At 64.4% G+C, this 19391-nt stretch carries 16 protein-coding genes and 1 pseudogene; 7 read left to right on the forward strand and 10 right to left on the reverse strand.

Annotated elements, in window-relative coordinates; translation table 11 throughout:
• Positions 1 to 179: 179 nt before the first annotated feature.
• Both cgtA and proB read left to right on the forward strand, forming a co-directional pair.
• The gene (gene cgtA, locus MJ205_RS01085) at positions 180 to 1295 is read left to right on the forward strand and encodes an Obg family GTPase CgtA (protein ID WP_239810801.1); all 1116 of its coding nucleotides are present in this window, start codon (positions 180 to 182) and stop codon (positions 1293 to 1295) included.
• A gap of 84 nt (positions 1296 to 1379) precedes the next feature.
• A complete protein-coding gene (gene proB / locus MJ205_RS01090) occupies positions 1380 to 2519 on the forward strand; it encodes a glutamate 5-kinase (RefSeq protein WP_239810802.1) in 1140 nt (379 codons plus the stop codon).
• Positions 2520 to 2753: 234 nt separating this feature from the next.
• Here proB and MJ205_RS01095 read toward each other — a convergent pair.
• Positions 2754 to 3300, reverse strand: a pseudogene (locus MJ205_RS01095) (RNA pyrophosphohydrolase); the annotation flags it as partial.
• 92 nt (positions 3301 to 3392) lie between these two features.
• Between MJ205_RS01095 and MJ205_RS01100 the strand changes: the two are divergent.
• A complete protein-coding gene (locus MJ205_RS01100) occupies positions 3393 to 5132 on the forward strand; it encodes a proline--tRNA ligase (RefSeq protein WP_239810804.1) in 1740 nt (579 codons plus the stop codon).
• A gap of 125 nt (positions 5133 to 5257) precedes the next feature.
• The gene (locus tag MJ205_RS01105) at positions 5258 to 5869 is read left to right on the forward strand and encodes a lytic transglycosylase domain-containing protein (protein ID WP_239810805.1); all 612 of its coding nucleotides are present in this window, start codon (positions 5258 to 5260) and stop codon (positions 5867 to 5869) included.
• Positions 5870 to 5965: 96 nt separating this feature from the next.
• On the opposite strand, the gene MJ205_RS01110 is transcribed toward MJ205_RS01105, so the two are convergent.
• From MJ205_RS01110 to hemA, 6 genes are all read right to left on the reverse strand, one after another.
• A complete protein-coding gene (locus MJ205_RS01110) occupies positions 5966 to 7306 on the reverse strand; it encodes a hemolysin family protein (RefSeq protein WP_239810806.1) in 1341 nt (446 codons plus the stop codon).
• Between the two features lie 346 nt (positions 7307 to 7652).
• The gene (gene grxD, locus MJ205_RS01115; RefSeq protein ID WP_021027821.1) at positions 7653 to 7973 is read right to left on the reverse strand and encodes a Grx4 family monothiol glutaredoxin; all 321 of its coding nucleotides are present in this window, start codon (positions 7971 to 7973) and stop codon (positions 7653 to 7655) included.
• 109 nt (positions 7974 to 8082) lie between these two features.
• Positions 8083 to 8949 carry a peptide chain release factor N(5)-glutamine methyltransferase gene (prmC, locus tag MJ205_RS01120; protein WP_239810807.1) on the reverse strand — a complete coding sequence of 289 codons (867 nt, stop codon included), beginning with the start codon at positions 8947 to 8949 and terminating at the stop codon, positions 8083 to 8085.
• Between the two features lie 29 nt (positions 8950 to 8978).
• On the reverse strand, positions 8979 to 11003 hold the full coding sequence (locus MJ205_RS01125; RefSeq protein WP_239810808.1) for a PEP/pyruvate-binding domain-containing protein: 2025 nt from the start codon (positions 11001 to 11003) through the stop codon (positions 8979 to 8981).
• An 8-nt stretch (positions 11004 to 11011) separates the two neighbouring features.
• Positions 11012 to 12097 carry a peptide chain release factor 1 gene (gene prfA / locus MJ205_RS01130; RefSeq protein ID WP_239810809.1) on the reverse strand — a complete coding sequence of 362 codons (1086 nt, stop codon included), beginning with the start codon at positions 12095 to 12097 and terminating at the stop codon, positions 11012 to 11014.
• Between the two features lie 117 nt (positions 12098 to 12214).
• Positions 12215 to 13531 carry a glutamyl-tRNA reductase gene (hemA, locus tag MJ205_RS01135; RefSeq protein ID WP_230770608.1) on the reverse strand — a complete coding sequence of 439 codons (1317 nt, stop codon included), beginning with the start codon at positions 13529 to 13531 and terminating at the stop codon, positions 12215 to 12217.
• A 79-nt stretch (positions 13532 to 13610) separates the two neighbouring features.
• On the opposite strand from hemA, the gene MJ205_RS01140 reads away from it, so the two are divergent.
• The 3 genes from MJ205_RS01140 (at position 13611) to MJ205_RS01150 (ending at position 16508) form a co-directional block, all read left to right on the forward strand.
• Entirely contained in the window at positions 13611 to 13889 is a 279-nt protein-coding gene (locus MJ205_RS01140) for a hypothetical protein (protein ID WP_239810810.1), read from the forward strand.
• A gap of 69 nt (positions 13890 to 13958) precedes the next feature.
• Positions 13959 to 15398: a hypothetical protein gene (locus tag MJ205_RS01145; protein WP_239810811.1), complete on the forward strand. Its 1440-nt coding sequence runs from the start codon at positions 13959 to 13961 to the stop codon at positions 15396 to 15398.
• 135 nt (positions 15399 to 15533) lie between these two features.
• Complete coding sequence (locus MJ205_RS01150; RefSeq protein ID WP_239810812.1) at positions 15534 to 16508, forward strand: Bug family tripartite tricarboxylate transporter substrate binding protein; 975 nt, start codon at positions 15534 to 15536, stop codon at positions 16506 to 16508.
• A gap of 81 nt (positions 16509 to 16589) precedes the next feature.
• Here MJ205_RS01150 and ugpQ read toward each other — a convergent pair whose 3' ends face one another.
• From ugpQ to ugpE, 3 genes are all read right to left on the reverse strand, one after another.
• Positions 16590 to 17363, reverse strand: coding sequence for a glycerophosphodiester phosphodiesterase (gene ugpQ, locus MJ205_RS01155; protein ID WP_239810813.1), 774 nt, complete (start codon positions 17361 to 17363; stop codon positions 16590 to 16592).
• A 115-nt stretch (positions 17364 to 17478) separates the two neighbouring features.
• Entirely contained in the window at positions 17479 to 18486 is a 1008-nt protein-coding gene (ugpC, locus tag MJ205_RS01160) for a sn-glycerol-3-phosphate ABC transporter ATP-binding protein UgpC (RefSeq protein ID WP_230770617.1), read from the reverse strand.
• A 54-nt stretch (positions 18487 to 18540) separates the two neighbouring features.
• Positions 18541 to 19389, reverse strand: a complete 849-nt coding sequence (gene ugpE / locus MJ205_RS01165) for a sn-glycerol-3-phosphate ABC transporter permease UgpE (protein ID WP_239810814.1) — start codon at positions 19387 to 19389, stop codon at positions 18541 to 18543.
• Positions 19390 to 19391 lie beyond the last annotated feature (2 nt).

A 19391-nucleotide genomic window follows, 5' to 3' on the forward strand; every position in this document is an offset into this window, starting at 1 on the left:
GTGTCTTGAAGGCCTTCCATGGCCTTGTCCAAAGCCCCGCGCAGTCGGGGCTTTGGTGTTTTTGGGCTGACCCGCTTGGCGCCCCGGTGCGACAATAGCGGTTTTGGCAGGGCTGCATGTATCGGCATGCAGCAGAACAATTCCCGTAATTCCTGTACCAGGACGGGTGGATAACGACCATGAAATTCGTAGATGAAGCGTTTATTGACATTGCAGCTGGCGATGGTGGCAATGGCTGTGTGTCGTTCCGCCATGAAAAGTACAAGGAATTCGGCGGCCCTGATGGGGGCGATGGCGGCCGTGGCGGCCATGTGTACGCACTGGCCGACGTCAACCTCAACACCCTGATCGACTACCGCTATTCGCGCCGCCATGAGGCTGAGCGCGGTGAACATGGCAAGGGCTCGGACATGTTTGGCTGCGCCGGCAAGGACATCACCTTGCACATGCCGGTGGGGACCATCATCACCGATGCACAGACCGGTGAGGTGCTGTTTGAGTTGCTGAACCCGGGCGAGGTCATCACCATCGCCAAGGGCGGTGACGGCGGCTTCGGCAACCTGCGCTTCAAAAGCGCGATCAACCGCGCGCCGCGCCAGAAGACCCCGGGCTGGAAGGGTGAGCGCCGCAGCCTGAAGCTGGAGCTGAAGGTGCTGGCTGACGTAGGCCTGCTGGGCATGCCCAATGCCGGCAAGTCGACCTTCATCTCGGCAGTGTCCAACGCCCGCCCCAAGATTGCGGACTACCCCTTCACCACCTTGCACCCCAACCTGGGCGTGGTGCGCGTGGGGCCGGAAAAGAGCTTTGTCGTTGCCGATATCCCGGGCCTGATCGAAGGCGCTTCGGACGGTGCGGGCCTGGGCCATCAGTTCCTGCGCCATCTGCAGCGTACGCGCTTGCTGCTGCACATTGTCGATCTGGCACCGTTTGACGAAGGTGTGGACCCGGTCGCGCAGGCCAAGGCGATTGTCGGCGAGCTCAAGAAATACGACGAAGAGCTCTACAACAAGCCGCGCTGGCTGGTGCTCAACAAGCTGGACATGGTGCCCGGTGATGAGCGCGCCGCCAAGGTCAAGGACTTTGTCAAGCGCTACAAGTGGAAGGGGCCGGTCTACGAGATCTCGGCGCTGACCCGTGAAGGCTGCGAGCCGCTGATCAAGGAGATCTTCCAGTTCGTGCACAAGATGCAAAAGGCCGAGCAGGAGCCGCAAGAGGTCGATCCGCGCTTCGCAGCCGGCGCAGAGCTGGAGCAACCCGACTACTCGGACGATCCCCGCTTTTCGTTGCCTGACTGAGCGACAAGGCCTGCACCGTAGATTTCTCATGGATGGATAGCTGCTTGCGCTTGCGAGACGGGCGCAATGCCGGAAAAAGCAAAAATGGCATCGAATGTTCTGCGCGACGCACGTCGCATCGTCGTCAAAGTCGGCTCCAGTCTGGTCACCAACGAGGGCAAGGGCCTCGATGAAGGGGCCATCACTGAATGGAGCCGCCAGCTCGCCGCCCTGGTGCACGGTGAAGGGGGCGCCAAGCGCGAAGTGATCATGGTCTCCAGTGGTGCGGTCGCAGAAGGCATGAAGCGCCTGGGCTGGCACCAGCGGCCCAAGGAAATCCATGAGCTGCAGGCCGCTGCCGCCGTCGGCCAGATGGGCCTGGTCCAGATGTACGAGACCAAGCTGCGTGAACAGAACCTGGGCAGCGCCCAGGTGCTGCTGACCCATGCCGACCTGGCCGACCGCGAGCGCTACCTCAATGCGCGCGTCACCTTGCTGACCTTGCTGCAGCTGGGTGTTGTGCCGGTGATCAACGAGAACGACACCGTCGTCAACGACGAAATCAAGTTCGGTGACAACGACACCTTGGGGGCGCTGGTGGCCAACCTGGTCGAGGCCGATGCGCTGGTCATTCTGACCGACCAGAAGGGCCTGTACACCGCCGATCCCCGCAAGAACCCCGACGCCGAATTTGTGCACGAGGCGCAGGCTGGCGACCTGAAGCTGGAGGCCATGGCCGGCGGCGCAGGCTCGGGCATTGGCAAGGGCGGCATGCTGACCAAGATCCTGGCTGCCAAGCGCGCTGCGGGCTCAGGCGCCTCCACGGTGATCGCCTGGGGGCGTGAGCAGAATGTGCTGCTGCGTCTGGCTGCCGGCGAGGCCATTGGCACGCTGTTGGTGGCCGATACCCACAAGAACCAGGCACGCAAGCAATGGATGATGGACCACTTGCAGATGCATGGCTATGTCACGGTGGATGAGGGTGCCGCTCAAAAGCTGCGCCGTGACGGCAAGAGCCTGCTGCCGATCGGCATGGTGAGCGTGCATGGCGAGTTCTCGCGCGGTGAAGTGATTGGCGTGCGTGATCCGCAAGGCATCGAGCTGGCGCGTGGCCTGGCCAATTACAGCAGTGCTGAAGCGCGGCGCCTGTGCCGCAAGCCCTCGGCGGAGTTCGAGCAGCTGCTGGGCTATACCGGTGAGCCGGAGATGCTGCACCGTGACAACATGGTGTTGACCGGGCATTGACCAGGCCGTCTGCGGCCTGCCATGCACCTGTGGCTCAAAGCACAAAGCGTCCCGAGGGACGCTTTGTGCTTTGGATCGCTCATCCGCCTTTGGGTTGCGGATCGCGCCCGGCATTGCCCGGGTCCGGGTCAAAGCTGGCACCCGGCGGCAGCTCCATCTCCTGCATCATGCGCAGCGGCGAATGGTAGCTCACCACCGTGGTGGTGGTCACCGATACCTGCAAGGTCTCGGCAGAGCTGCCGTCAGGCTCATGCAGCTCACCGTCACGCGCGCGCGCATTGCTGCGCAAGTAGCGGTTGCGCGGATCGTGGCGGGGCACAAAACGCGACAGCTCGGTCAACGCCATCTCGTAGACGCCCCGCTTGAACTCCACCACCACATCCAGTGGCACCCAGTAGTCATTCCAGCGCCAGGCATCGAACTCCGGATGGTTGGTGGCGCGCAGATTCAGGTCCCAGTCATGCCCCGTTAACTGGAGCAAAAACCAAATCTGCTTTTGTCCGCGATAATAGCCTCTGGCATCGCGGCGGATGAAGCGTTCTGGCACCTCGTACCGTAGCCAATCCCGCGTTCTAGCCACAATACGTACATGCTCCGGTCGCAAGCCCACTTCCTCATGCAGCTCTCGAAACATCGCCTGCTCGGGGGTTTCTCCACGGTCGATACCGCCCTGCGGAAACTGCCAGCTATGGGTGCGGATGCGCTTGCCCCAAAACACCTGATTGCGCTGGTTGAGCAGGATGATGCCGACGTTTGGCCTAAAGCCATCTCGGTCCAGCATAATCTAACCCCAATTTTTTAAACTGTGTCCATTATGCCTGTGCCTTGAAGCCATCTTCAAGGGGGCAACTACTAGGTCCATTGTCATAGACTATGAAAGCTTCGCAATTTCTCATCTCGACCCTGAAAGAAGCGCCTGCGGACGCTGAAATCGCCAGCCACCAGCTGATGACCCGCGCCGGCATGATCAAAAAGCTCGGCGCCGGCATCTACAACTACATGCCGATGGGCCTGCGCGTGATCCGCAAGGTCGAGGCGATCGTGCGCGAAGAGATGAACCGCGCTGGCGCCATCGAAGTGACGATGCCCGTGGTGCAGCCTGCCGAGCTGTGGCAGGAGACCGGCCGTTTCGACAAGATGGGTGCCGAGCTGCTGCGCATCCAGGACCGCCACTCGCGTGACTTCGTCATCCAGCCCACCAGCGAAGAGGTGGTGACCGACATCGCGCGCCAGGAGTTCAAGAGCTACAAGCAGCTGCCCAAGAACCTCTACCAGATCCAGACCAAGTTCCGCGACGAGCGCCGCCCCCGCTTTGGCCTGATGCGTGGCCGCGAGTTCATCATGAAGGACGCCTATTCCTTCGACAAGGACCGCGACGCCGCCCAGATCAGCTACCAGACCATGCGCGCTGCCTACAAGCGCATCTTTGACCGCTTTGGACTGCAGTACCGTGCCGTGCGCGCAGACAGCGGCGCCATTGGTGGCGATCTGAGCGAAGAGTTCCAGGTGATTGCCGCGACCGGCGAGGACGCCATCGTCTACTGCCCCAACAGCGATTACGCGGCCAACATCGAAAAGGCCGAAAGCCTGGCGCCTACCCAGCCCCGTGCTGCTGCCGCGCAGGCCATGGCCAAGACGGCCACGCCGGGCAAGAGCACCTGCGCCGATGTGGCCGAGCTGCTGAACCTGCCTTTGGCCAACACCGTCAAATCGCTGGTGCTGGCCACCGACGAGACCAATGACAAGGGCGACATCCTGAGCTCGCAGGTCTGGCTGCTGCTGCTGCGCGGTGACCATGACATGAACGAGATCAAGGTCGGCAAGGTCGAGGGCCTGGCCAACTTCCGTTTTGCGACCGTCAGCGAGATTGAAGAACACTTTGGCTGCCAGCCCGGTTACTTGGGCCCGATCGGTCTGAAGAAGCCCGTCAAGCTGGTGGTGGACCGCGACGTGGCCGTGATGGCCGACTGGGTCTGCGGTGCCAACGAGGCCGACTACCACTTGACCGGTGTGAACTGGGGCCGTGACCTGCCCGAGCCTGCGCTGGTCGCCGATCTGCGCAATGTGGTCGCCGGCGACCTCTCGCCAGACGGCCAGGGCGAGCTGGCCATTGAGCGCGGTATCGAGATCGGCCACGTGTTCTACCTGGGCACCAAGTACTCCAAGGCGATGAAGGCCACCTTCCTGGCCGAGAACGGCAAGCCCAGCGAGTTCGAAATGGGTTGCTATGGCATTGGCGTGACCCGCTTGCCCGCTGCGGCCGTGGAGCAAAACCACGACGAGCGCGGCATCATCTGGCCCGATGCGATTGCGCCTTTCACGGTGGTGATCTGCCCGATCGGCATGGACCGCAGCGAAGCGGTCAAGACTGCGGCTGAAAAGCTACACGCAGACTTGTTGGCCGCCGGCGTCGATGTGATACTGGACGACCGCGGCGAGCGCCCGGGCGCGATGCTGGCTGATTGGGAGCTGATTGGCGTGCCGCACCGTGTAGTGCTGGGCGACCGGGGCCTGCAAGAAGGCATGGTCGAGTACCAGCAGCGCCGCGACACCGCAGCCACCAAGGTGCCTGTGGACGAGGTGTTCAGCTTCATCACCAGCCGCTTGGCCTGATGCGGGCATGGGCTGCAAGTGCAGCCCGGCCGCCAGGCGCCGCAAAAAATATTCACCAGAGGGATTGATCCAGGATGTCAGGCTCACGCATTGCTCTACCTGCGGGCGTATCACGCCGCGCGGCCATGGCATCGCTGTTGGCGGGGCCCGGCGCCTGGCTGGCGGCGCCGCAGGCTGCGCATGCCGGTGGCCAGCTGGAGGAGCCGCTGATCGATTCGGTGCGCTCGGCGCTGACGGCCGCCATTGGCAGCGCGGCGCCACCGGAGCCCGTGTTTGTCTCGACCGAGGCCAAGATCGTCTACCTGCGCTGGCTGGGCGCGATGAGTGACCGCCTGCGCCGGCGCAAACCCGACTGGGAAGTGCGCCGCGATTTTCTGCAGACCGTCTGGTATGAAGCCCGGCGCGCGCGCCTCGATGAATCGCTGGTGCTGGGGCTGATCCAGGTCGAAAGCGGTTTCCGCAAGTTCGCGATGTCCAATGTCGGCGCCCGTGGCTACATGCAGGTGATGCCGTTCTGGACCCGGGTGATCGGTGATGGTGACCCGGCCAAGCTTTTCCACATGCAGACCAATCTGCGTTTTGGCTGTGTGATTCTGCGCCACTACCTGGACCGCGAAAAGGGCGATCTGTTCATGGCACTGGGCCGCTACAACGGCAGCCGGGGCAAGGATACCTACCCCAACCTGGTCTACGGTGCCCAGCGCCAGTGGCTGTTCGAGAACAAGGTGGAAGCCTGAAGCTTGGGCCCGTGGCAGCTGCCAGCACTGCGACCACAACATAGCCACCGCATGCGGTGGCTTTTTCATGGGCACGGGTGTGGGTTGGACCGGTGTTCAAGCCAACAGGCTGCCCGGGGCCGGTGGTACCGGCGAATCCGGCACCTTGTTGGGGTCCACGACGGTGACCAGCACCTGGTCGATGCGGTAGCTGTCTACATCGATCACCTCGAACTGGTACTTGCCCCAGAACACCTTGTCGGTGCGGCGGGGGATGCGGCGCAGCATCACCATCAAGAAGCCGCCGAGGGTCTCGTACTCGTCGGCGTGCGGCAGGTCATCGAGCAGCAGGGCCCGCTCCACATCCTCGATCGGCGTGATACCGTCAATCAGCCAGGAGGTCTCGTCACGGCGCACGATCAGCTCCTCATCAACCGGGCCCATCAGGTCGCCCATGACGGTGCTCATCACATCGTTGAGCGTGACCACGCCGACCACGAGGCTGTATTCGTTGACGATGATCGCAAAGTCCTCATGCGCCTGGCGGAACTGCTGCAGCACCTCGGCCAGGGTCAACCGGTCGGGGATGACCAGCGCCTTCTTGACCAGGCCTTCGTCGTGCAGCTTCATCGGCAGGTTGTTCAGCGCGCGCTGGAACAGGTCCTTGGCATCCACATAGCCGACCACATGGTCGATATCCCCGGCGCAGACCGGGTAGGTCGAAAACGGCTCTTCGGCAATGCGGGCGCGGATGATGTCGTCGCTGTCGTCCTGGTAGAAGAAGGCGATGCGGTCGCGCTGCGTCATCGCCGAGCCGACGGTGCGCGTGTCGAGCTCGAACAGGTTGGCAATCACCTGCTGCTCCTGCGCGGCCAGCACACCGGCCTTGGCGCCCGCCTCGGTCATCGCCAGAATGTCTTCGTAAGTGATCTTTTCATCGCGGATCGTCGACAGGCCGAGCACGCGGAACAGTGCATCGGCCGCCTTGCTGTAGAACCAGACCACCGGCTTGAAGATCGTCATGCACCACTGCATGGGCCGCAGCACCCGCAGCGCCAAGGCTTCGGGCTCGGCCATCGACAGGCGCTTGGGCAGCAGGTCGGCCAGCAAAATGAACAGCGAGGTGACCACGGTGAACGAGAACAGGAACCCGATGGTTTGCGCGGTGGCTGGTTCCAGCCAGCGGCTGGCGATGCCCGCGACAAAGGGGCTGAGTGCCCCTTCGCCAACGATACCGCCCAGAATGGCCACCGCATTCTGGCCCACCTGCACGACGGTGAAGTACTCACCGGGCTGCTCCTGGACCTTCATCACACGTTCTGCACGCGGGTCTCCGTCATCCACCATCTGCCGCAAGCGCAGGCGGCGCGAGGCGGCCAGCGCTATCTCCGCCATGGAGAAAAAGGCGCTGAAGCTGATCAGCAAGGCAATGACAAAGAGACTCTGCGTAAGATTCATAGACGTTCTTGTAGGAGCAGTGCAGACCGGCTGCTCACATTTTTCGGCAAAAGCGGGGGCAGCGCGCGGGGCGCCGCCGGATTGAATCCGTGTTCAATGGTCGCATGCCCGTCTGGAGACTGGCAAGTGCTTTTGGCAGCAGGCGCCCAAAGCCCACAGCGGGCGGGCGGGGCGCGGTTGGTGCTGCGGTGCCAAGCTTACCCCAGCAGCCTGGCTATGGCGGCTGGCGGGGCCATTGTGTGCCGCCATCAAAGAGCCGCGCAGCGCAGCCAGCAGCAGCGCACAGGCGCAAAAAAGCCGCCTCAAAGGCGGCCTGGGCACACCCGGCAAGCCGGGTGCAGCGCAATCAGAGCGTCGCCACGAGTTGCTGCAGCTCGCCCGATTCGTACATTTCCATCATGATGTCCGAGCCACCGATGAATTCACCTTTGACATACAGCTGCGGGATCGTGGGCCACTGGCTGTAGTCCTTGATGCCTTGGCGGATCTCGGGGTCTTCGAGCACATTGACGGTGGTCAGACCACGGGTCTCCACGCCGCTGGCTTTGAGAATCTGAATGGCACGGCCGGAGAATCCGCATTGCGGAAAGCTGGCTGTTCCCTTCATGAACAGCACGATGTCATGGCCTTTGACCAGTTGGTCGATGCGTTGTTGGGTATCGCTCATGGATGGGCTCCGTCGGGGCGTGTGGGTTGCTATGTAATCGGATCAGCGCTGGGATCAGCTTCCCAGATGTGGGCGGTTTGCCACATATCAAGCGCGGACAGGGTTGCCATTATTTCATGGAAGCCCATTGCCCGCCGCTGGCTCGCTCGATGCCAGCGAGGTCGTTGCGGCTTTGCACCTGGGCAAAGCCGCGCTGTGCCAACAGCGCGCGCACCCCGTCCGCCTGGTCCCAGCCATGCTCGATCAGCAGCCAGCCGCCGTCACGCAGGTAGCGGGGGGCGGCATCAATGATGTGGCGGATGTCGTCCAGCCCATCGGCGCCGCTGGTCAGCGCCTGGCGCGGCTCATGGCGCAGTGCAGGCATGTGCGGGTCATCGTCGCGGATATAGGGCGGATTCGTGATGATGGCGTCAAACGGGCCTTGCAACGCCGACAGCCAGTGGCTGTGCGCCAAGCGCAGCGGCAACTGCAGCCGCTCTGCATTGGCCTGGGCCACCGCCAGCGCATCGCTGCTGGCATCCACCGCCCATACCTCGGCTGCAGGCCGCGCATGCTGCAAGGCCAGCGCAATCGCGCCGCTGCCGGTGCCCAGGTCGGCCAGGCGCAAGGCTGGCTGGCCCGGTGCCGCATCGGGCAGCAGCTCCAGCGCCCAGTCCACCAAGGTTTCGGTGTCGGGGCGCGGGTCCAGCACGCGGGCGTCCACGGCCAGGTCCAGCCCGTAAAAGCCTTTATGGCCGGTCAGATAGGCCACCGGCTCGCCATCGGCGCGGCGCTGCAGCCATTGCTGCCACTGCGCGGTCTGCGCGCTGCTCAGGCTGTCGCTGTCATGGGTGATGAGCCAGGCGCGCGCATGGGTCGGTTGGCCGCACAGGTGCAGCAGCAGCATCTGCGCATCGATGCGGGCGATACCCAGCGCAGCGGCTTGCGCCAGCGCCTGGCTGACCGTGACGGGGGTGTTCGGGGTGGAAGCATTCATGTCGGTGCGCGGTTCGCTGTGGCTGCGGGCTAGGGGTTGGCGGCTTGCACAAAAGGCCGCGATTGCAGGATCAGGAGCTGGTCACCGGCAAGCGCCCATTCAATATCCTGGGTGCGGCCGCCAAACTGCTTTTCGACCGCAGCAGCGGCATCGGCCAGGCGTTGGACCAGCGCATCGCTCAGCACCTGGCGCTGCGCAACGGCCACTTCCTGCACGCCGCCGCCAGGTGCCAGCCGCAGCTCGGTGTCTTCGGCCGAGCGGCTGAGGACCTGCACGGCCTTGCTGCGGCGCGAATACAGCACCTGCTCTGCGACCCGCCGGCCTTCCACCACGCGGATGCCGATGCCGCGCTTGGCGGCGATGAAGACGCTGTGCGGGGTGTTGCCCAGCGGATCGCGCGTGACCATCACACCCGAGGCATCGGAATCCACCGCCTTTTGCACCAGCACGGCCATTGCAACAGCGTCCTGTGCAATGCCGGCGGCGCGGCGCGCCTCCCAGGCTTCGAAGTTGAAGACCGAGGCCCAGACCTTGCGTACGGCATCCTGCAAGGCCGCCTCGCCCTTCACATGGGGCACGGTGGTGTAGAGGCCGGCGCCGCTGAAGCCGGGCAAATCTTCCGAACTGGAGGAGCTGCGCACAAACACGCCAGCCTGCTGCAGCTGGCTGGTCCAGCGCGCCTGCAACTGGCTGGCAAAAGCGGCCTCCAGCGGCATCTGTTCGATCTCGGCACGCAGCGCGGCCAAGGCACTGCGGCGCAGCGCGGCATCGCTGTCAAAGCCCGGCTGCTGCCGCATGCGGGCCACTTTTTCCGCCAGGCCAAAACGCTGCATCGCGCTGGCATAGGCGCCAAAGGGCAGGCAGAAACCGTCGGGCACCTGGACCCCGGCAATGCCTGCATGCCGCACTTCGCCGAGGTTGGCGGCCTTGGCCCCGCACTGGCGGCGGTGGCTGGCGCGCAGTGCCGCCAGCGGCTGCAGCGCGCTGCTGCGCATGTCGGTCTGAATACTGACGCCCGCCAGGCTGCGTTTGAGGGCCGTGCGCTCCAGGGCCTGGCTGCGTTCGGCACCGGTGGCGGCCCGCAGCTGGTAGTCCTTGGCGCTGACCGTCAGGTGCACCCATTGGCCGTTGTGTGCTGCCAGCAGCTGGCTGGCATCGCGCACATAGGCATTGGGTACGCCCCAGCCCCTGGCCAGCAGGTTGACATGCGACACCATGGTCGATGGCTGCTCGGTCACCACGCCCGCCACCGGCGGCAGCGCAATCGGTACCTGGCGCAGCACCACGATGTCGCTGGACTGCAGGTCCTGCACCTGGTCGATATCCTCCACCAGGCGCAAACGGCCCACGGCCTGGCCAGTGTTCAGCGGCAAAAAGGGCTGCTGGCCGATCAGCGCACTTTGCGTCACAGCGGGAATGCCTGCGGCGGCCGCCACCTGCTCTTGCGCGCTGGCATTGGCCTTGAACTGTACGGGCGCAAAAAAATGGCTGCGCAGCTGGGCTTGGGTTTCGCGCAGCAAGGCGCCTGTCAGCTGGTCGCCTTCCCAGAATTCGTAGACAAAGCCGTCGATCTGCGGTTGCCAGCTCAAGGTGCCCAGGATGAAGCGGCGCCCCGCGTCGCGGTAATTGCGGTTCAGCGCGTCCTTGCCGCCGCGCAGCAAGCCCTGCGCGCGCAGAAAGCGGTCGTGCAGCTGGTAACGCGGGGTGTTGATGAAATACAGCCGGGCCGCAGGTTGGGCCTGGCGGTCCACCACAAAGATCACATGGGGCTGGGCCAGCGGCGTGCCGGCGTTGTAGACGCGGGCCAGCTGGTCAAAGGCGGCCTGGCTGGGCAGATCGGCGGCAAAGGGCAGGCTGGCGTGGTGGTCCATCGCCTGTGCGGGGGAGTAGTTGCCTGGCCTGGCAATCAGCTCCTGCGGCGCGCGGCCATCCTCATACATCGATGGTTTGCGCGCCAGCTGTGCCGATGCGCTGCTGGTGGCCAGAGCCAGCGCGATGCAACCCGCCGCACGCCAGGCAGCGCGCAACGCCAAACCGGGGTAGGGGCTGGGCATCGCAGGCCTTATTGGTTGACTTCCAGCTCGGCCAGCAACTCGGCCTCGCGTTCGGACTGCAGCGCTTCCATCAGCTCGCTGAGGTCGCCGTCCATGATGAAGCTGAGCTTGTACAAGGTCAGGTTGATGCGGTGGTCGGTGACGCGGCCCTGCGGGAAGTTGTAGGTGCGGATGCGGTCGCTGCGGTCGCCCGAGCCGATCAGGCCCTTGCGCATCGCTGCCTCCTTGGCGGCACGCTCGCTGCGTTCCTTTTCCTGGATGCGGGCCTGCAGCACCTGCAAGGCCTTGGCCTTGTTGCTGTGTTGGCTGCGGCCGTCCTGGCATTCGGCGACGATGCCGGTCGGCAAGTGGACGATGCGCACCGCCGAATCGGTCTTGTTGATGTGCTGGCCACCGGCGCCGCTGGCGCGGAAGGTGTCGATGCGCAGGTCAGCCGGGTTCAGCGTAATGGCCTGCTGCTCATCGGGCTCGGGCATCACCGCCACGGTGCAGGCGCTGGTGTGGATGCGGCCCTGGGTTTCGGTGGCGGGCACGCGCTGCACGCGGTGGCCACCGGATTCAAAGCGCAGGGTGCCGTAGACGTTGTCGCCGCCGTCGATGCGCAGCACCACTTCCTTGTAGCCCCCCAGCTCGGCCTCGTTGGCGCTCATGATCTCGACCCGCCAGCCCATGCGCTCGGCGTAGCGGGTGTACATGCGGGTGATGTCGCCGGCAAACAGCGCCGACTCATCACCGCCGGTGCCGGCCCGCACTTCGACGAAGGCGGGGCGGGCATCGTCCGGGTCCCTGGGCAGCAGCATGCGCTGCAGCTGCGCGGCGAGCTGCTGCAGCTCGGCCTCGCCATTGCTGATTTCTTCGCGCGCCATGTCGGCCATGTCCGGGTCGGCCAGCATCTCCTTGGCGCCTTCGATATCGGATTCGACCTGCTGGTAGCGCGCATAGCGCTCGGCCACCGCGGCGACATCGGTGTGCTCACGCGAGAGCTTGAGGAACTGCGGCATGTTGGCCATGATGTCCTCGCGCGAGAGCAGAAAGTTCAGCTCGTTGAGGCGCTCGGCATAGCGTTCCAGCTGTTGGCGGAGAAAGTCTTTCATGGCGGTCTGGTAGGCAGGGCCTGCGCCGGGGTTGCCGCAAATGCAGCGATCAATCAGGCAGGCCGAGAAAAGGAGGGGCGGGGGAGCGAGCAGGGGGCGGCAAGCCGCACAGCGTCGCTACAAACCCGATTGGTGGCCGTTGCCACCGCCGCGCTGGCTGCGCAGGAACAGGCGCGACACCATGTCCGCAGTCTGGGCACGTGCCTGGGCATCGCCCGCGTGCAGCTCGGCCATCGTGCCATGCAAAATCTTTTGCGACAGGCCGCGCGTCAGCGCATCGAGCACCGCGTCCATGTCTTCGCCCTTGGCCAGGCGCTTCTTGGCGCGCTCGATCTCCAGCGCACGCCAGACATCGGCCTGCGCGTTGATCTGCTGGATCAACGGCACGGCGCCGCCCTCTGGGGCGCGTTGGTCCATCCAGTGCATGAAGCGCTGCACGCCGGCATCGATGATGGTTTCGGCCTGCACCACGGCAGCCTGGCGCTGCTCCTGGCCGGCCTTGACCACATGGGCCAGGTCATCCACGGTGTAGAGGTAGATATCGCCCAGGTTCTTGACCTCGGCCTCGATATCGCGGGGAACTGCCAGGTCCACCATGAAGATCGGGCGGCGCTTGCGCTTTTTCAGTGCGCTCTCGACGGCACCCAGGCCGATGATCGGCAGGCTCGATGCGGTGCAGCTGATGATGGCATCGTATTCGTGCAGATGGTCGGGCAGATCGGCCAGGCGCATCGTGCTGGCGCCAAAGTGGCCGGCCAGTTTTTCGCCGCGCTCCAGCGTGCGGTTGGCCACTGTGATGTGGGCGGGCTGCTTGGCTGCGAAATGGGTGGCGCACAGCTCGATCATCTCGCCGGCGCCGACAAACAGCACGCGGATCTTGGTCAGGTCTTCAAACAACTGGCCCGCCAGACGCACGGCAGCGGCGGCCATGCTGATGCTGTGCGCGCCAATCTCGGTGGCACTGCGCACTTCCTTGGCGACGGCAAAGCTGCGCTGGAACAGCTGGTTCAGCGTGGTGCCCAGCGAGCCGGCTTCTTCAGCGGCGCGCACGGCGTTCTTCATCTGGCCCAGAATCTGGGCCTCGCCCAGCACCATCGAGTCCAGACCGCTGGCGACGCGGAAAGCGTGGCGGGCGGCCAGGTCGTTCTGCAAGGTGTAGGTGTAGTGCTTCAGCGCATCGGCTGGCAGGTCGCCGCTCTGGGCGAGCCAGCGCAAGGTGTGGTCAAGCGCCGGCTCTTGGGCGGCGCAGTAGATCTCGGTGCGGTTGCAGGTCGACAGGATGGCAGTTTCCACACCGGCGTGGCTGTGCACACCCGAGATCGTGCTGCGCAAACTCTGCAAAGTTGGCGCAATCTTGTCGAGTGCAAATGCAAACCGGCCGCGAATGTCGACCGGTGCCGTCGTGTGGTTGATGCCCAGGGCCCAAACTGCCATGTCACAGATTATAAAATCTCTGTAAATCCATTGCTTGTCGTATCAGTACCAGCTTGACTTATATCAACCTGCCCGCTCCATGACTGCTAGCACCAGCCTCTGGCACCTGCTGAATTTCTGCGCACCGGCCGCCTTTTTGGCGCTGTTGCTGGTGTTGGCCCGCTGGGTGTTTGCACGCAAGGCCGCGCCCTTGCTGCCCTGGTATGGCCAGCTGGCACTGCATTTTCTGGTGGGCTGTGCCGCCCTTTTTGCCGCCCTGCTGTGGCAGGGCCGCGATGGCAGCCTGGCGGGCTATGCGCTGTTGGTGCTGGCGATGGCCAGCAGCCAATGGGCGGTGCTGGGCAACTGGCGGCGCTGAGGCCAGCGACTGCAATTATTTCTGAGGCAGGAGCTATACGTTTCTTTACAATTCAGACATAATTGTGGGATGACTACCACAACGACCTTGGCAGGCCACCGCTCCCGGTGGCTTTTCTGTATCTGCTTTCTGGCGGTGGGCGTTGTAGCGGCGGCGCTGGTCTGGGGATCGCAGGCCTTGCTGTTTGCCGACACCAATGATTTTCAACGCGTGGTGGGCCATCTCTACCTGACGCCTCTTGGCGATGGCGTCCACTGGACGCTGCCCGAGCGCGCGTTCCGCACGCCGGGCAATCCGGAGCTGGCTTCGCATATGTTCACGTTTGCGGGCTGGGTGCAGCGCTTCATGCCGGGCAACGTGTTTGATCTGTCGCGCACGGCGCTGGCGGCCAAATTGCTGCTGCTGGCCTATGCCGGTGTGCTGGCCTGGCAATGCGCTGTGGCACTGCAGCGCGGTGCGCTGGGCTGGGCGGGGCTGGCGCTGGCCTGGTTGGCGGCGTTTTTCATGGCGCACAACATCGGTATGGCGCAGTCGTTCTATGCCGAATACGCCTGCCTGATCGCGCTGCCGCTGCTGCTGCTGGGCATGCTGGCCTCGCGCCGCGCAGTCCGGCTGGCCGGTCTGGGCCTGGGGGCACTGGTGTGCGGCCTGGCCAAGGTGCAGTATTTCTATGTTCCGCTGCTGGCGCTGTTGTGCGTCTGGGCCGCGGGCCGCTGGCAGCGCAGCCCGGCCGACAGGGGGCTGCTCAAGCTGCTGCTGGCGGTGCAGGTACTGTGCCTGGTGCCGCTGTTGATCGGCAAGAACGCCAGTCTCAATGCCTACCATGGCGTCTACCTGGGCTCCTACATGGTGCTCAGCCCGGCGCAGCTCGATGGCCTGGGCGTGCCGGCCGAGCGCCGTGACTGCATCGGTGTCGATGCCTGGGGCAATGCGCTTTCGGGCCCCGGCGGCACCCAGGTGCAGCACACGGACCGCGATTGCTACCCGGTGACACCCAAGCTGGGCAAGGGCGATGTGCTGCGGCCCTATCTGCACTACCCGCTGACCCTGTGGCGCTTGGCCCGCTTTGCGCTGCCCAGCCATTTCACGGTGCAGTACTTCCATGTGTTTCCCGGTAACTTCTACCTCCACCGCCACGAGGGCGGTGCCCAGCCGGTGACCGATCTGTTGCAGCAGCTGACGCTACTGCGCGACCGCAGCATCACGCCGCTGGCGCCGCTGTTTCTGCTGGCCGCGCTGGCGCTGTTTGCCGCCAGCCGCTGCCGCCAGGCCGCCCGCATGCGCCCGCTGGCCGCTGGCGGCCTGCTGCTGGCGCTCTTGGTGGTGTCGCAGGTGATCATTGTGCTGCTGGGCGAAGGTGTGCGCGACATGAGCAAGCACCTGTGGGCGGCGCAGCTGGCGCTGGACATGCTGGTGGTGCTGACGGCCGTGCAAGGCCTGGGCTGGCTGTGGCTGCTGTGGCGGCGCAAGTCCGCGCCCACTGCCCAGGCGGTGGCAGCTACTGTCTGAAGGCGGCGGCGTCAATCCGAAAAAATGCGAGACAGGGGCCGGTTGTAGAAGCGGGGTGCGCCGGTCATCATGCGGTGCACAGGCCGCGCTTGCGCTGCCCGCCGCTCAACCGATAACAACCCTAGGAGACCCTCCATGAAGCACATTGCACACGCCTGCCTGGCAGCCGTCGCCGGGCTGGCGCTGACTGCTGCCGCCCAGGCCCAGCAACCTTTTCCGACCAAGCCGGTGCGCGTGGTCATCGGCTTTCCCGCAGGCGGTCCGCTGGACCAGCATGCCCGCTTGTTGACCGACAAGCTCCAGGGCGTGCTGGGCCAGCCGATCATCGTCGACTACAAACCCGGTGCCGGTGGCGCGGTGGGCGCGCAGGATGTCATGAAAGCGCCGCCCGATGGCTACACGCTGATGCTGGCCAATACCGGGGTGATGGTGATCAACCCCGCGCTCTACCCCAAGCTGCCCTACAGCACCTTGCGCGATTTCACGCCGGTAGCGCGCACGGCCATGCAGCCCCTGGCCTTGCTGGTCAACAACAAGGTACCGGCCAAGAACCTGCAGGAGTTCATCGCCTACGCCAAAGCCAACCCGGGCAAGGTCAACTTTGGCTCGGCCGGCAATGGCGGCATCAGCCACCTGGTGCCCGAGATGTTCAAGAGTGCGACCGGGCTGGACCTGGTGCACATTCCCTACAAGGGCAGTGCGCCGGCCTTTACCGATCTGGTGGGTGGCCAGGTGCAGTTCATGGCCGAGAGCATTCCGCAGGCTGCCGCCTACCACAAGCAGGGCAAGGTGCGTGCGCTGGCCGTCACCAGCAAGGAGCGCAACCCGGCGCTGCCCGAGGTGCCCACCGCCATTGAAAGCGGGCTCAAGGGCTTCGAGGTCGTGGGCTTCTATGGCTTTCTCGCGCCCGCCGGAACGCCCAAGGATGTGGTGGACAAGCTCAGCGCCGCGTTTGGCCAGGTGATGCAGATGCCCGATGTGCGAGGCCGCATGGTGGAGCAGGGCGCTGACCCGGCCTTTCTCGGTGCCGAGGCCTTCCAGCAGTTCCTGGCGGCGGAGACGCCACGCTGGGCCGACGCGGTGAAGGCCTCGGGCACCAAGATGGACTGAGGCGCAGCGCGCACCCAAAAAAGCCCGGTATGGCCGGGCTTTTGTCTGGCGGTCAGCCAAGGCACGACTGGCGCGATGGCATTACAGCAGCGGGCCATCCTGGGCCGGGCTGAATAGATCGACCCGGTCGGTGATGATGCCGTCGGTGCCCAGATCGATCAGGCGCTGGGCGGCCCATTCGTCGTTGACGGTGTAGCTGCTGCAGCGCAGGCCTGCGGCATGGACCTTGGCCACCAAGGCGGCATCCCAGAGCGCATGGTTGAGCACCAGCGCCTGGCAGCCCAGCTCCAGCGCCAGCTGCAGCTCAGTGTCGCCGCTGCCATCGGCCAGCTTGTCCACCAGCAGGCCGCGCGGGATATGCGCTGCCACTTCGCGGGCGCCGCGCAGCGAATCAGCCTTGAACGAGGTGAACAGCGGCGGCACCACGTTTTGCGGCCAGATGCGGTTCATCAGCGCGCCAGTGGCGCGGCCGGTCTCCAGCTCCTGGCCGGGCGTGGGCTTGATCTCGACATTGAGGTAGAGGTGGTTGGCCAGGCACCAGCGGGCGAGCGCTTCCAGGGTGGGCAGGTTTTCGCCCGCATGGCTGCGGGAGTGCCAGCTGCCGGCATCGAGCTGGGCCAGCTCGCCCATGCTCAGATCGCTGCCGGTGCCCTGGGCATTGGTGGTGCGCTTCAGGTCTGCATCGTGCATCAGAAACAGCACGCCATCGCGGCTGAGCTTGGCATCGCATTCGAACATGCGGTAGCCATGTGCCGCGCCCAGGCGGAAGGCGCTCATGGTGTTTTCGGGCGCCAGTTTGCCTGCGCCGCGGTGGGCCACCCAGCGTGGATAGGGCCAGTTGCTAGAAAGCGTCATATCAGTCTCGATGAGAAAAAAGAAAAGCGCCACAAGTGCTGCACTTGGGCGCTGGGGTTCAAGGGCTCAGCTCAGGAGCCAAGGCGCGGCAGGGGTGCACATCGCCTTGCCGCGCTCAGATGCGCTTGCCGGTTTCTGCGTGGAACCAGTGCAGGCGGTCTTCACGGGCGCTGATGCGCGCCACTTCGCCGGGCTTGGGGAAGGCATGGCCTTCCTCGACGCGCACGACGACTTCTTCACCGCCGACCTTGCCGTACAGCAGGCGCTCGGCGCCCAGCAGTTCCACGGTTTCCACCTGGAACTCCCAGCCGCCCGAGGCCACCAGGTCGATGTGCTCGGGGCGGATGCCCAGGATCTGGCCGGCCTTGCCAATGGGGGCGTTCTTCAGCAGGTTCATCGGTGGCGAACCGATGAAGCCGGCCACAAAGGTCGACGCGGGCGTGTGGTAGACCTCTTCAGGCGTACCGAACTGCTCGACATTGCCACCGTTCATCACGATCATGCGCTGGGCCAGGGTCATGGCCTCGACCTGGTCGTGGGTCACGAACAGGCTGGTGATGCCCAGCTCGGCATGCAGCTTCTGGATTTCGATGCGGGTCTGGCCGCGCAGCTTGGCGTCCAGGTTGGACAGCGGCTCGTCAAACAGGAAAACCTGGGGCTGGCGCACGATGGCGCGGCCCATGGCCACGCGCTGGCGCTGGCCGCCCGACAGCTGGCGCGGCTTGCGGTCCAGCAGGTGCGACAGCTCCAGAATCTTGGCGGCCTTGTCTACGCGGCGCTTGATCTCGTCCTCGGGCACCTTGGCGAGCTTGAGGCCGTAGGCCATGTTCTCGTAGTTGCTCATGTGCGGGTAGAGCGCATAGTTCTGGAACACCATGGCGATGTTGCGCTTGGCGGGCTCCAGGTTGTTGACGATCTTGTCGCCAATCATCAGGTCACCGCCGGTGATTTCTTCCAGGCCGGCAATCATGCGCAGCAGGGTTGATTTGCCGCAGCCCGAGGGGCCGACCAGGACGATGAATTCGCCGTCCTTGATTTCGGCATTGACGCCATGGATCACGGGAACGGCGGTCTTGCCGGTGCCGTAGCGTTTGACAATGTTCTTGAGAGAGATGGAAGCCATATGAAGGTTTCGTTGTATCGGTCAAAGATGGTGGAGGGACAAGATGGCGAGGGGTTACTTTTCGGTATCCACCAGACCTTTGACAAACCACTTTTGCATCAGCATCACCACCAGGGTCGGTGGCAGCATCGCCAGGATGGCCGTGGCCATCACGATATTCCAGTCCACAGCGGCTTCGCCGCCTGCCAGCATGCGCTTGATGCCGATCACCACGGGGTACATGTCTTCCGAGGTGGTCATCAGCAAGGGCCAGAGGTACTGGTTCCAGCCGTAGATGAACTGGATCACGAACAGCGCAGCGATCGAGGTGCGCGACAGCGGCACCAGGATGTCCTTGAAAAAGCGCATCGCGCCGGCGCCGTCGATGCGTGCCGCTTCCACCAGCTCATCGGGTACCGTCAGGAAGAACTGGCGGAACAGGAAGGTAGCGGTGGCCGAGGCGATCAGCGGCAGGGTCAGGCCGGCGTAGCTGTTGAGCAGGCCCAGTTCGGCCACGACCTTGTAGGTGGGCAGAATCCGCACTTCGACGGGCAGCATCAGGGTGAGGAAAATCGCCCAGAAGCAGATCATCTTGAAGGGGAAGCGGAAGTAGACAATCGCAAAGGCCGACAGCAGCGAGATGGCGATCTTGCCGACGGTGATGATCATCGCCACCCAGAAGCTCACCCACATCATTTGCATCACATTGGTGTTGGAGCCCAGCTTGCCGGAGCCAAACAGTGCGGCCTGGTAGTTTTCCCAAAGGTGGGCGCCAGGCAGCAGCGGCATGGGGGACTGCACGATCGCATCGGCCGTGTGGGTCGATGCGATGAAAGCCAGGTACAGCGGGAAGGCCACAATCGCCACGCCGAGCACCAGCACGGCGTGCGAGAAGAAATTGAGCCAGGGATTGCGGTCAACCATGA

The organism is Comamonas sp. B21-038 (genome assembly GCF_022387135.1).
GTDB classification, from domain to species: Bacteria; Pseudomonadota; Gammaproteobacteria; order Burkholderiales; family Burkholderiaceae_C; genus Comamonas; species Comamonas sediminis.

What these genes read in the sequence shown, in the direction of transcription:
- cgtA (WP_239810801.1), top strand. Translation starts at nt 180, where the DNA reads ATGAAATTCGTAGATGAAGCGTTTATTGACATTGCAGCTGGCGATGGT.
- proB (WP_239810802.1), top strand. Translation starts at nt 1,380, where the DNA reads ATGGCATCGAATGTTCTGCGCGACGCACGTCGCATCGTCGTCAAAGTC.
- MJ205_RS01100 (WP_239810804.1), top strand. Translation starts at nt 3,393, where the DNA reads ATGAAAGCTTCGCAATTTCTCATCTCGACCCTGAAAGAAGCGCCTGCG.
- MJ205_RS01105 (WP_239810805.1), top strand. Translation starts at nt 5,258, where the DNA reads ATGGCATCGCTGTTGGCGGGGCCCGGCGCCTGGCTGGCGGCGCCGCAG.
- MJ205_RS01110 (WP_239810806.1), bottom strand. Translation starts at nt 7,306, where the DNA reads ATGAATCTTACGCAGAGTCTCTTTGTCATTGCCTTGCTGATCAGCTTC.
- grxD (WP_021027821.1), bottom strand. Translation starts at nt 7,973, where the DNA reads ATGAGCGATACCCAACAACGCATCGACCAACTGGTCAAAGGCCATGAC.
- prmC (WP_239810807.1), bottom strand. Translation starts at nt 8,949, where the DNA reads ATGAATGCTTCCACCCCGAACACCCCCGTCACGGTCAGCCAGGCGCTG.
- MJ205_RS01125 (WP_239810808.1), bottom strand. Translation starts at nt 11,003, where the DNA reads ATGCCCAGCCCCTACCCCGGTTTGGCGTTGCGCGCTGCCTGGCGTGCG.
- prfA (WP_239810809.1), bottom strand. Translation starts at nt 12,097, where the DNA reads ATGAAAGACTTTCTCCGCCAACAGCTGGAACGCTATGCCGAGCGCCTC.
- hemA (WP_230770608.1), bottom strand. Translation starts at nt 13,531, where the DNA reads ATGGCAGTTTGGGCCCTGGGCATCAACCACACGACGGCACCGGTCGAC.
- MJ205_RS01140 (WP_239810810.1), top strand. Translation starts at nt 13,611, where the DNA reads ATGACTGCTAGCACCAGCCTCTGGCACCTGCTGAATTTCTGCGCACCG.
- MJ205_RS01145 (WP_239810811.1), top strand. Translation starts at nt 13,959, where the DNA reads ATGACTACCACAACGACCTTGGCAGGCCACCGCTCCCGGTGGCTTTTC.
- MJ205_RS01150 (WP_239810812.1), top strand. Translation starts at nt 15,534, where the DNA reads ATGAAGCACATTGCACACGCCTGCCTGGCAGCCGTCGCCGGGCTGGCG.
- ugpQ (WP_239810813.1), bottom strand. Translation starts at nt 17,363, where the DNA reads ATGACGCTTTCTAGCAACTGGCCCTATCCACGCTGGGTGGCCCACCGC.
- ugpC (WP_230770617.1), bottom strand. Translation starts at nt 18,486, where the DNA reads ATGGCTTCCATCTCTCTCAAGAACATTGTCAAACGCTACGGCACCGGC.
- ugpE (WP_239810814.1), bottom strand. Translation starts at nt 19,389, where the DNA reads ATGGTTGACCGCAATCCCTGGCTCAATTTCTTCTCGCACGCCGTGCTG.